General features: G+C 51.6%; 12 protein-coding genes. 8 read left to right on the top strand and 4 right to left on the bottom strand.

The window, feature by feature from the left end; genetic code table 11:
* Nucleotides 1-138: 138 nt before the first annotated feature.
* The 3 genes from DFG60_RS10090 to DFG60_RS10100 are packed head-to-tail and all read right to left on the bottom strand — an operon-like array spanning nucleotide 139 to nucleotide 2143.
* Nucleotides 139-447 (bottom strand): DUF952 domain-containing protein, encoded by a 309-nt coding sequence (locus DFG60_RS10090; RefSeq protein ID WP_157964524.1) that lies wholly within the window; start codon nucleotides 445-447, stop codon nucleotides 139-141.
* Between the two features lie 60 nt (nucleotides 448-507).
* Nucleotides 508-933 carry a BrxA/BrxB family bacilliredoxin gene (locus DFG60_RS10095; RefSeq protein ID WP_114571642.1) on the bottom strand — a complete coding sequence of 142 codons (426 nt, stop codon included), beginning with the start codon at nucleotides 931-933 and terminating at the stop codon, nucleotides 508-510.
* Nucleotides 934-961: 28 nt separating this feature from the next.
* Complete coding sequence (locus DFG60_RS10100; protein WP_114571643.1) at nucleotides 962-2143, bottom strand: class I SAM-dependent methyltransferase; 1182 nt, start codon at nucleotides 2141-2143, stop codon at nucleotides 962-964.
* 106 nt (nucleotides 2144-2249) lie between these two features.
* Here DFG60_RS10100 and DFG60_RS10105 point away from each other — a divergent pair, with 106 nt between their 5' ends.
* Nucleotides 2250-3023, top strand: coding sequence for a sporulation protein (locus DFG60_RS10105; RefSeq protein ID WP_114571644.1), 774 nt, complete (start codon nucleotides 2250-2252; stop codon nucleotides 3021-3023).
* A 70-nt stretch (nucleotides 3024-3093) separates the two neighbouring features.
* A complete protein-coding gene (locus tag DFG60_RS10110; RefSeq protein ID WP_114571645.1) occupies nucleotides 3094-3447 on the top strand; it encodes a DUF2200 domain-containing protein in 354 nt (117 codons plus the stop codon).
* A gap of 220 nt (nucleotides 3448-3667) precedes the next feature.
* Here DFG60_RS10110 and DFG60_RS10115 read toward each other — a convergent pair whose 3' ends face one another.
* The gene (locus tag DFG60_RS10115; protein WP_114571646.1) at nucleotides 3668-4033 is read right to left on the bottom strand and encodes a PH domain-containing protein; all 366 of its coding nucleotides are present in this window, start codon (nucleotides 4031-4033) and stop codon (nucleotides 3668-3670) included.
* A 238-nt stretch (nucleotides 4034-4271) separates the two neighbouring features.
* Here DFG60_RS10115 and DFG60_RS10120 point away from each other — a divergent pair, with 238 nt between their 5' ends.
* The 6 genes from DFG60_RS10120 (at nucleotide 4272) to DFG60_RS10145 (ending at nucleotide 12228) form a co-directional block, all read left to right on the top strand.
* A complete protein-coding gene (locus tag DFG60_RS10120) occupies nucleotides 4272-5180 on the top strand; it encodes a sensor domain-containing diguanylate cyclase (protein WP_114571647.1) in 909 nt (302 codons plus the stop codon).
* 111 nt (nucleotides 5181-5291) lie between these two features.
* Nucleotides 5292-6173: a DUF1002 domain-containing protein gene (locus DFG60_RS10125; protein WP_114571648.1), complete on the top strand. Its 882-nt coding sequence runs from the start codon at nucleotides 5292-5294 to the stop codon at nucleotides 6171-6173.
* A gap of 277 nt (nucleotides 6174-6450) precedes the next feature.
* Complete coding sequence (abc-f, locus tag DFG60_RS10130; RefSeq protein ID WP_114571649.1) at nucleotides 6451-8316, top strand: ribosomal protection-like ABC-F family protein; 1866 nt, start codon at nucleotides 6451-6453, stop codon at nucleotides 8314-8316.
* Between the two features lie 110 nt (nucleotides 8317-8426).
* Nucleotides 8427-9314, top strand: coding sequence for a diacylglycerol/lipid kinase family protein (locus DFG60_RS10135; protein ID WP_114571650.1), 888 nt, complete (start codon nucleotides 8427-8429; stop codon nucleotides 9312-9314).
* Nucleotides 9315-9550: 236 nt separating this feature from the next.
* Nucleotides 9551-10264, top strand: a complete 714-nt coding sequence (locus DFG60_RS10140; RefSeq protein ID WP_114571651.1) for a peptidoglycan DD-metalloendopeptidase family protein — start codon at nucleotides 9551-9553, stop codon at nucleotides 10262-10264.
* 218 nt (nucleotides 10265-10482) lie between these two features.
* The gene (locus DFG60_RS10145; protein ID WP_114571652.1) at nucleotides 10483-12228 is read left to right on the top strand and encodes a methyl-accepting chemotaxis protein; all 1746 of its coding nucleotides are present in this window, start codon (nucleotides 10483-10485) and stop codon (nucleotides 12226-12228) included.
* Nucleotides 12229-12342: the final 114 nt, after the last annotated feature.

Below are 12342 nucleotides of genomic sequence, written 5' to 3' on the forward strand. Positions count from 1 at the left end.
CGATGAATTCACTATATACGCATATTTATACGTTGTAAAGAATAAAAATGAACAATCATTGAATAAAAGACCGCCTTTCCTGTTAAAAGACGGTCTTATTTCAATATTGTATGCGCTTACAACGAAGGGATATTTTTTTCACAGGTTCCGGAGGGCGATGATCGCCTCGATCGGGATCGCCTCGATCGGGATCGCCTCATAGACGTGTGGGTACATCCCTCCGTTCTTAGCCCGTTCGAAGACGACCGAATCCCCGAGCCGTTCCTGATCGAGTGTCAGGACGACAGTTTCTTTTCCTGAAAAATGCTTCGCCTTGATTTCCTCTACCTGTTCAGGTGTGCAGCAATGGATGAATCCTTCCGTTTGGAGCGACTTCTCCTCGATATGTCCTTTTGCCTTCGCGCTCTCAAAATCTTCTTTCGTCATCACCTTCACGACTTCCGCCATCTGAATCTCCTCCTCATTCATTAGAAAAAGGACGAACCGAATCGATTCGTCCCTCTTGTCTCATGCGTAGATTTCAAGCAATGAATCGAGCTTCTCCGCTACTTCTTCAGCCGTGAACGACTCGATGTCGAAACGTTCGACCATCGACAGGATATTGCCGTCCTGCATCAGAGCGAATGATGGGGATGACGGCGGATAGCCCTCAAAATATTCACGTGCGCGGTCCGTTGCTTCACGGTCTTGACCAGCGAAGACCGTCACGAAATGATCCGGTTTGACGCCTTCCTTACGGTTGATATAGGCAGCAGCAGGACGTGCGATTCCGCCTGCGCAGCCGCAAACCGAGTTGACGAGCACGAGCGTGAGACCTTCGCGTTTGAACGCATCCTCGACGTCCTCTACCGTCTTCAATTCCTCAAAACCAGCAGCGACCGCTTCTTTGCGTGCCGTCTGGACGACATCTTCGAAATACATGTTGAAATCCATCTTATTTCCTCCTTCGATCGTTCTTTTCTTATTGTACGAGTTTAGACGATATCTGTCCAAGTCTCTCGCTCATCTCGACCGCAAGAAACGGCTTTGCTCCGAGCATGTCACGGAACGCGACGTAACGGTCGATTTTCTCCTCTGTCGGTGCCTTGCCGGTCCGGTAGGCGCGGATCAAGGTGTTCTTCGGCGTGTGTTCGAGGTCGATGAACTCGAGCAGCTGCGTCTCGTAGCCGAGGATCGTCAAAAGCTCGGCCCGGATCGAGTCCGTCGCGAGCGAAGCGAACTTGTCCTTGATCAGCCCATGCTGCAGCATGACCTCGAGCGGCGCGCAGTCGAGTTGGCGATTGAGCTCCTTCTGACAACACGGGACGCTCAGGATGACCGACGCCCCCCAGCGGACGGCACGGGAGAGCGCGACGTCGGTCGCGACGTCGCAGGCGTGGAGCGTGACCATCATGTCGACGGCGTCCTCTCCCGAATAGTCATGGATGTCACCGACGAGGAAGTCGAGCCCGTCATAGCCGAGGTCGCGCGCGATCTCGTTGCACTCCTCGATCACTTCCCTCTTCAGGTCGAGTCCCGTGACGGCGACTTCGAACCCTTTCTCCGTCAGGTAGTGATAGAGCGCGAACGTCAAGTACGCCTTGCCGCATCCGAAGTCGAGAATCCGGAGCGTCTGGCCTTGCGGGAGCGCGGGGATGCTGTCGTCGACGAACTCGAGGAAGCGGTTGATCTGCTTGAACTTGTCGTATTTCTGACGCTTGACCTTGCCGTCGGGCGTCTGGACGCCAAGACGGACGAGGAAAGGAGTCGGCACGCCGTCTTCGAGCAAGTAGCTCTTCTTCCGGTCATGCGCGAGCTCGACTTGCTGCGCCTCTTCCTTCGTCGTCTTCAAGTTCACCTTGAACTTCTTCGAGAGCTGCAGCTGGACCGACTCCTTCTCGAATCGGAACTGGAACTGCCGGAAATCTTCATAAAAAATCTCCAAACGTTCAATCGCTTCGTCGATCAATAAATTTTCATGCTTCAATATCCGCTCATATTGAAACTCGAACTGGATATGGTACGTATCTTTAAGTAGAATCGGCTTCAACTTGATCCGTTTCAACTCGTTCGATTTTTGCCGTGGACCGCTGATCGTCGCATTGACGAGTGTCTTCGTTTCGATTTTGCCTGCGATCAGGGCTTTTGCTTCCGTTAATTCCATCGATGTCCCGTCCTTTGCTTCTTTAGTAGTCTTTGGAAACTGTAGCAAAAAGCGTTCACGTTCACAAGCGCGAGCTAATACTTAACAATCATGAGGAGGAAACAGCATGTTCAAGAAAATCCTGTCACAAATCGGCATCGGTGCCGCAACGGTCGATACACGTCTGAACGCGGAACATTGCGAACCGGGCGGTGTCCTCGAAGGTGTCGTCCACATCAAGGGTGGAAGCGTCGACCAGGAGATCGAGCGCATCTATCTCTACCTGAACACACAATACAAACAGGAGTCGGGAGACCGTGAGGCATATGTCTCTTACACGCTCGACCGCTTCTCACTCAACGAGACGGCGTTCACGATCCCTGCAGGAGGCGAGCGCGAGATCCCGTTCAAGCTGCACGTTCCCTTCAACACGCCGCTGTCGGTCAGCCACTCGAAGTCGTGGATCGAGACCGGTCTCGACATCTCGTCCGCTGTCGACCCGAAGGACCGCGACGCCGTGACTGTCCGGGCGAACGATCGTCAGGACGTCATCCTGGAGGCGATGGACACACTCGGCTTCAGCCTGAAGAAGGCGGACACGGAACAGCTGCCCGGCCGTTACCGTAAGGATCTGCCGATCGCTCAGGAGCTCGAATACTCAGCGCGCGGCACTCACCTCGCCCACAAACTCGATGAGATCGAAGTCGTCATGCTGCAGGACGATCACGGCATTGATATCCTCTTCCAGATCGATCGCAGAGCGCACAACCTCGGCTCGCTCTTCAGCGAGATGGCGGGGATGGACGAGACGAAGACGATGCTCAAGTTCTCGAACCGCGACCTCGAAGACCGCATGCTCGTCAAACGTAAAATCGAGGAACTGATCGAGCGGACCGTCTGAGGCTCCAATCTAATGAAACACCGCCTTGTTCAAAAAAAGGCGTTCTTAATCATGAACAGGGAGGTGCACCATGAAAAAACACCGCATCTACAGTATGAGCTTTTCGAGCGTCTACCCGCACTACGTCACGAAAGCGGTGAAGAAGGGACGGACGAAGGAGGAAGTCGATCAGATCATCACCTGGCTGACCGGTTACAGTGAAGAGGAACTCACGACTGTCCTTGATAGCGGTGTCGATTTCGAGACGTTTTTCGCGAAATCACCACGCTTGAATCCTCGGCGTTCCTTGATCACAGGCGTCATCTGCGGCGTCCGGATCGAGGAGATCGAGGATCCGTTGATGCGCGAGATAAGATACCTCGACAAGCTGATCGATGAGCTCGCGAAGGGACGCCCGATGGAAAAGATACTTCGCACTGCTTGATCCATGAAATGACATGAGAAGTGATCCCTCACCGTATATCCCCCTCTTCTGCTGAGCGATCCTACCTTTTGATCGGCCAATCTTCCCGAGTCAATTCAATTCAATTCAATAACGCAGCTTCTGACGAAGAACTGCCCCATGAAAGTTGGACATGGAATTCCAACTTTCATGGGGTGTTTTTGAATCGAATTGGAATCGGTTTTCAGCAGGAGGCCCGGACTCACAAAATTGCTTCTGCGATTAGCTTATCGATTTTCCGCACGTCGACCTTCTTATTAAGGTTGATTTTAATCATTCCGGCACGCGTGAACAGTTGTACCTCCGAGTTGATATCGAACATGCCACCGTTTTCGGTCGAATACATATTGATCGAGGAGTAAGGAAGAGAGTAGACTTCGACCTTCTTCCCAGTCAGACCTTGCGCATCCCGGACGATCAGGCGCTTGTTAGTGAAAATCGCGATGTCCCGGACCGTTTTGTATGCGGCGATGCCTTTTTCTCCCGTGACAAGCATCGATTCGATATCAGCAGGCACCTCACATTCCGTGATGAACGTCCACGTCAACTGACCTAGCGGATTACTCATTTTTCCATCTCCTATCTTCATTTTCTCCAGTATAACCAATCTCACTCCTCATACCTGATGAAATAATCCTAAAGGTGACTTGAATCAATCGATTGTCCGATTCACTTCATCAAGTTTCCTTTTATGCCCATCCCTGAAATGAATATTTTTGAAAAATAGCTTTTTTTACATTCAAACCTTTCAACGCCTCCTTAAAATGGTAATATATTACCAATGACAATATTGGCAGGTGTTAATCATGTTACTGATCGGAATTATACTCGGTGCTCTCACCATGATCGGCGCATTAACTTTTTTCCCCTCTTTGAAAAATGTCCTGGAACGAAATAGATATATCACTGGGACGTTTGGCGAGCATGCGAAGGACATCATCTATATCTTCGAGGTTCATCCGGAATACAAATTCCGCTATATCAGCCCCTCCCTGGACCACTTTCTCGGTCAAGGCGTCGCAGCAAAAAGCTATCTGGATCCAAGCGACTGTTTCGAGCGGGTCCATCCGGACGACCTCGAGATTCTGATGAATAAAGTATCAGGACAGGCGGACTATGATAAGCCATTTCTCCAGCGCTGGCGTACGGAGGATGGTGATTATATCTGGTTCGAGGAATATGCGACACCTCTCTACGAAGGAGAGCAGCTCATCGCCATCCAAGGAATCATCCGCAACGTCGAGCAGGCGATGACGGAAAAACAAATCCTTGAATATCAGAGCCGGCACGACGCGTTGACCGGTCTCTTCAACCGCTTCGCCTTTGACGAACACCTCCTCCAGCTGCGACGAGAGGTCGTCCCGCACGTCGGTATTCTGATCATCGACTTGAATGATTTGAAAAAGGTGAACGATACCCATGGTCACAGTGCAGGTGACGAACTGTTGAAAAAAGCTGCCGCATGCCTCAAGAACGAGACAGTTCATGCGTATCGTCTCGGCGGTGACGAATTCGCGATCATCGATTCTTCCTCGTCGCACGACGCATTCGTAATCTTGCATCATTCAATCGTAGAAAAGTTGCGCGACGAAGGCATCTCGTGCGCCGTCGGCAGCGCACAGCAGGAATGGCCAAGCGACATCATGGCGCTCTATCACCGCGCGGACGAAGAGATGTACCAAAACAAAAGGGAGACCAAGACTTTGCTCCGTTGACAAAATGAACATGTATCTTCTCAACCTCTAGACCGATTCCGTCCCTTTCGATTACTCTTACACTAGGAGCAGGTCACAATTCAATTACTTACCGATTTGGAGGATTCATACATGTCATCTACTAACAAATACATCATCCCGGCCGTCCTCGCGACGGCATTGCTCGTCCCGAGCGCTGCAGGCGCTGAAAAGATTGTCGACGACACGATCGTCACGCTCGGGGAATCGCTCGGCGCGAAGGACCGCGCCTGGGTCCTGGCCCGCCTGAACGCGCCGGAAGGAATCACGCCGATCATCGCGACGGTAGCGGACGAGGAGAAATATCTCGGCAAGAGCGTACCGCAAAGCAAGACGGGTGGCGGCATGTATTCGTCAGCGAAGATCGAGCTTGCGGAAAAAGGTGACGGCTTATCCGTTTCGACCGAGAACATCACATGGGTGACGAAGGACATGTATTTGAACGCGCTCGTCACGGCCGGCATCAAGGACGCGGACATCACGATCACGTCGCCTTATAAAGTAACCGGTACTTCTGCCTTGACCGGCATCATGAAGGCTTATGATCAGACTTCAAGCGAGACTGGCATCGAGCTCAGCGATGAGCGCAAGGAACTCGCCCAGGAAGAGCTGACCGTCACGTCGGACGTCGGCAAGACGGTCGGTGCAGACAAGGTGACGGACCTGATGAACGAGATCAAGGCCGAGATCGCGAAAGAGAAACCGGAGACGAAGGTCGAGATCGAGAATCTCGTCATCAACGTCATCCAGCAGAACAACATCAACCTGACGGACGCGCAACTCAAGCAGTTGACGGACTTCTTCAACAACATGGAGCAGGCGAACGTCAACTGGGGGCAAATCGAGTCCGGCCTGAAGAACGCCGGCCAGGATATCCAGGCGTTCGCGACGTCCGAGGAGACGAAAGGTTTCTTCGCGAAGCTGTTCGACGGCCTGAGCAGTTTCTTCAGCTCCATTTCCAACATGTTCAAATGATGATTGCAAGCGTTCTCTTTATTTTGTAAACTGAACATATCAGATTAAAGGAGGTGTCAGAGGCATGACTTTCGCGAAACGCGTGCATTGGTTGATGGAACAACTGTATATCTTGCGCGCGATTTTTCATGGAATGGCGTTCTAAGGGATGAGTCTGCCCTTTTTCATCAACACGAACGTCATAGATGAAACCAATTCGCGAAGCGTACCTCTGATGCATAAGGTGAGCGCTCTTTGCGCTCACCTTTTTTTGCAGGGTGCGGGAAAGGAAATTCCCATGATACTAGAGATGCAACATATCACGAAACAATTCGGAGGCCATGCCGTCCTGACGGATGCTTCCCTGCAAATGAACGAAAAGACACGGCTCGGGCTCGTCGGGCGCAATGGCACCGGTAAGACGACCTTGCTGCGGATTCTTGCCGGTCTTGATTCCCCGGACAGTGGCGTCCTTTATAAGAAGAGCGGTCTTTCGATCGGCTATCTCGCTCAAATTCCACAGTATCCGGAACACTTCACAGGGGCAGACGTCCTCTGGACCGCGTTCGAGAACATCACCCTGCTCCGCGAGCGGATGCTCGTGCTCGAGAAGAAGATGAGTGATTCTTCGTGCGACCTCGAGAAGACGCTTGCCGTCTACGGTGAATGTCAAACCGAGTTCGAACGGCTCGACGGGTACTCCCTTGAATCAAAAGTAGGGATGGTCGTCGAAGGCCTGCAGCTTCATGAGCTTTCCGCGCGCCCGTTCCGCTCCTTGAGCGGCGGCGAACAGACGAAGCTCTGTCTCGGACGGTTGCTGCTGTCGAATCCTGATTTTTTGATACTTGATGAACCTACGAACCATCTCGACCTCGAGGCTGTCGAATGGCTCGAGTACTTCCTGAAGGACTACGCAGGGACCGTATTGATCGTCTCACACGACCGTGTCTTCCTTGACGCCGTCGTAACGGCGATCGCGGAGCTCGAGGACGGTGAGATCACATGTTACGGCGGCAACTACTCCGCCTTTACGGCCGAGAAGGAACGCCGCCTGCTCGAGCAGTTCCACGCATACAAGGAGCAGCAGAAGAAGATCAAACAGATGAAGGACGCGATCCGGCGCCTGCGTCAATGGGCGAATGAGGCGAACCCGCCGAACGAGAAGTTCTATCGCCGCGCGAAATCGATGGAGCGTGCGCTCGAGCGGATGGAGAAGATCAAACGGCCAAAACTTGAGAACGAAGGGCCGGACATCCACTTCGCGAAGACGACGCGTGCGAGCAAAGTGGTCTTCAAGCTCGAGGACGCGACCGTTTCATTCGGGACGTCAGAGGTATTCTCTCACGCGAACCTGCATGTCGAGTACGGGGAGCGTGTCGCGCTCGTCGGCAGAAACGGTAGCGGGAAGTCGACCGTCTTGAAACTGTTGCTCGGCACGCTTCCACCCTCGTCCGGTACGGCATTCAAGGCAGAGAGCGCGAAAATCGGCTACCTGTCACAACACATCACGTTCGAAGGTAATCCGCGCCTGATCGATGCCTTCCGCGATTCCGTACCGCTTGACGAAGGAACATCCAGGGAAAGGCTCGCGAAGTTTCTCTTTTATGGACCTTCCGTCTTCCGCCACGTCAAAGACTTAAGCGGCGGTGAACGCATGCGCCTGATGCTCGCGAAGCTCGTCCACTCCGACATCAACGTCCTCGTCCTCGACGAACCGACGAACCATCTCGACATCGAGTCCCGTGAAGCGCTCGAGGATGCCCTTGAACAGTTCGAAGGGACGATCCTCGCCGTATCGCATGACCGTTACTTGCTGAACAAACTGTTCGCCCGCACGCTCTGGCTCGATAAGTCGATCGTCTCTTATCCTGGAGCATATGCTTATGCGAAAGAGAAGCGAAAGGAACTTCCGCCTGAAGCACAAGTCGAAAAGAAAAAACCGGAAGGACGGCTGAAGGAGAAATCAGCAGTCGTCTCCCCTGTCGTCCGAACAACAGATATCGAACAAGACATCGCGCAGCTCGAGACCGTCCTGAGCTCGATCGACGACCAGATGGCCGAGACGAATGATCCCGAGTCACTGTCGGTGTTGTTCGCTGAGCGGGAGCGAATGAGTGATGAGATCGAACGGAAATATGAGCAGCTGCTCTCAAGTGAGAGCTGAAACAGCGCGCCCTCTATTTTGGAGGGCGCTTTAATATTGAATAAGAAAAGATTAGTTTCATCTATTCTGGGAAAATAAAGAGGAGGAATGTATTAGAAGGAGGAGTCCAATTGTCTACTGTCATGCTGATCGTCAACCCGTCTTCCGGGAAAGAGTTAGGCAAAATCCATGCGAAGGAAGCAGAGGCCGTTCTCAACGGACGGTTCGACCGTGTCGATGTCCGGTATACGGAGAAGGAATATGACGCGACCGCATTCGCTCGCGAAGCAAGCGAGAAAAAATATGACGCCGTCATCGCGATGGGTGGAGACGGCACCGTCAATGAGGCGATTGCCGGGCTGGCAGAACAGCCGCACCGTCCCACGTTCGGGCTGATCCCGCTTGGAACGGTCAATGACCTGTCTCGCGCGCTCAACATCCCGAGTGATCCTGAACAGGCGATCGCGATGCTCGCTGACGCCGTCACGCACCCGCTCGACATCGGGAAATATGGCGACCGCTACTTCATGAACGTCATCGCAGTCGGCCTGATCGCCGAAGCCGTGGAGGAGGTCAGCGTCGAACAAAAGACGAAACTCGGATCCGTCGCTTATCTGATCGAAGGGTTGAAGGCATTCAAAAATCACAGCCCTTATCCCCTCAGCGTCGAAGCAAAGGAAAAGTCGTGGTCCGGCGAGTCACCGCTCCTGATCGTCTCCTTGACGAACTCAGTCGGCGGTTTCGAGACATTCGCTTCAGAGGCCGAGGTACATGACGGTCTTCTCCACGTCTTCATCATCCATCAACTCGGTTTCTTCGATGCGCTCCAGCTCTTGCCGAAATTGTTGACGGGAAACATGCACGACTCGGACCAGGTCGAGTACTTCACGACTAAAAAGGTTGAAATCAATTCCCCGGAGCGCCTTCCTGTCAACGCGGACGGTGACACCGGCGGCGAACTTCCTGCAACGATCGAAGTACTGCCGCATCATCTTGACGTGTTCGTCCCTGTATCTTGAATACGATATCCGGAAAAGCCGAGCCTGCACGCTCGGTTTTTACATTTTATGGCTATTACAATATATATTATTTAGGCATACTTTTGAAATACAATTGAAATATTATTCTGAAGTAACCCGATGCTATACTTTATTTGTAAAACATGAGTGAAAACATATGCTTTAGAATTAATTTTTATGACACATACATAGATTGTCCAAACTGGTTTTTACATAACTTAGGAGGAATCACAACGATGAAACGCTTTTTGACAACAATGACGATGACAGCAATGATGGTTTCAGGATTCGCTATGACGGGTACAGAAAAGGTTGAGGCAGCGACAATCACGAAAGTTAAAATCATGGACAACGGGCTTCGTGTCCGTGCGGCTGCAAGCACGAAATCGACGGTCGTCGGTGTCGTGAACAAAGGCCAGACATTCAACTATCTTGGAAAATCAGGTTCTTGGACTAAAATTTCATATAAGAACAAGACACGGTACGTCTACACTGCATATACGAAAACATATAAGGCGACTGTCGCATCGAAAGCTTCGAGCGGCTTCATGAAGCCTGCTAGCGGTTCGATCTCGCAAGGCTACGGCAAAGCGAGTGGAGCATATGGCTATACGTTCCATAACGGGATTGATATCGCAGCACCGACTGGGACTTCTGTCTATGCTTCAGCGGCAGGTACGGTCATCACGTCTAAAAACTACGGGGCATATGGCAACTACATCATGATGTCACATACGGTCAACGGTGTCGCTTACACGACAGTCTACGCCCACCTCAATTCACGTGGTGTAAGCGTAGGTGACAAGGTTGCAAAAGGCGAAAAAATCGGAACGGTCGGCAACACTGGAAACTCATTCGGTTCGCATCTCCATTTCGAGATTCACCGCGGCGCCTATATCTACAGTTCTTCGACAGCTGCAAACAGCTTGAACCCGCTCAATTTCTTCTAATTCGTCAAAAACGAAAAAAACGTTCAGGAACCCTTCTCTCTTTTTCGACAGAGTTGAGGGGACCTGAACGTTTTTTGCGTTCTCCAGAAGATATCGTTCGAGGATCCCCGATGTTAATCTCCGTAATGCATTCGCTCAAAATACATATCCCCCTTCATTTTTTCGATTTTTTGTCGATAAGATAGTTAAGACCATATCAAAAATATCAGGGGGTCACCATGAAACATTCAAAAACCCACTCCGTTCGAACACGCCTACTCCTTACGATCAGCCTCATTCTCATGTTTTCCTTTCTCTTCAGCAGCTTCGCCCTGTACTTCAACACGAAGCAGACCGCACTCTCGACATTGAAGAAGAATGCCGAGCAGGACGCGCTCCGTATCTCCCGGACATTCGATATGAATTCCTATCAGAACTTTTTGGACAACCCGACGAAATCAGACACATATACGACGTTACGCGAATCACTGAACGATTTGAGAATACAAAATGGCTTGCTGTATGCATATACGGCTGCCGTTACTTCTGAGGACAAGGTCGTGTTGCTGATCGACGGACTCCCTGAAGATGAGGCCGCCGCCATCAACGAACCTGCTACCGGTGCTGTAGCTGAGGATATGGAGGATGTGCTCAAGGGCCGGACGCATACGACGGACGTGATCGACGATCCAAAGTACGGTCAATATGTCAGTGTATACGTCCCGCTGAAAAACCAATCAAAAGAAATCATCGGAATCCTCGGTGTCGATATCGCGGCACGCGAAGTCGATGCCTTGACCGCAGAACAACTTAGGCAAAACCTTCCACTGTTCGTCGGTCTCCTGCTCCTTCTCCTGATCACGACACTCGGTTTTCTCTACTATGTGCTTGGACGGAAACTCAAGCCTCTCGAAACGCTTCAGTCCGTCGCACAGATGATTGCCGAAGGTCGACTCGATCATGCGGACCAGACCATGAAACACTTACATATTCAAACAAAGGATGAAGTCCATTCGCTGGCTGTTTCAATCAAGCAAATGAATGATATGCTCCGGCTGATGATTGCTGACATCAAGAAGGCGTCCCTGCTCGTCAAGAAGACGAGCCAGTCGATCGACACCAGTACGACGGAAGTACTCGACGGGTCGACGCAAATCGCTCATACGATGTCTGAAATCGCATCTGGCACCGAGAGTCAAACTCAAGTCACCCTTTCACTGACTGACGAAATGCTTGAATTCTCTACCCTCATCCAAAATGCGAGTGATGAAGGAGAGCATGTGAAAAACACGGCAACTTCGATGCGGGCGGTGACAGAACAAGGCAGCTCCCAAATGAAGAAATCCGTCGAGCGCATGAATGCAATTCATGACCAGATCGTCGAGTCGACCGAACAGGTGGAGCAACTTCAAAAACAATCCACCCAGATCCAGTCGCTCGTCACGATCATCCAGGACATTGCCGCACAGACGAATTTGCTGGCCTTGAATGCTGCAATCGAGGCAGCCCGTGCTGGTGAACAAGGAAAAGGATTCGCCGTCGTAGCTGCGGAAGTCAAAACCCTCTCGAACCATGTCGCGACGAGCGTAAGCGAAATTTCCTCGATCATCAGGAGTGTCCAGGAAAACATGAAGACGATGGGGTCACGCTTCACAGGTACGGTGGAAGAAGCGAACTTAGGACAAGCAGAAATAAAAGCAACCTACGTTTCATTCAATGATCTCGCGGAACAGGTAGAAACGGTGGCCTTCTCGACGGACCGGATGAATCAGCAGATGAACCAAGTGCGTCATACCGAGCAGAGAATCCGTTACGCATTGAACGAGATCGCTTCAGTAGCCGAGGAACATACGGCTAGCAACGAAGAGGTTGCCGCTGCCTCGGAGCACATGATCGTCACGATAACGGAATTGAGCGATTTAGTCGATACACTCAACGAGACCTCTTCCTATCTGGAAAATCGTACGATGAGATTCGAGCTCTAACCTTTCCAGCGCTTCATCAGAGACAAAACACACTCACTTCCCTGCTCAATTGCTTTCGTCACAAGGTACGGCCTCTCGTTCAACGAGCAGTCTGCCTGATGACGGGAGCATCTT

This window comes from Exiguobacterium flavidum (assembly GCF_003344535.1).
In the GTDB taxonomy this organism is placed as follows: domain Bacteria; phylum Bacillota; class Bacilli; order Exiguobacteriales; family Exiguobacteriaceae; genus Exiguobacterium_A; species Exiguobacterium_A flavidum.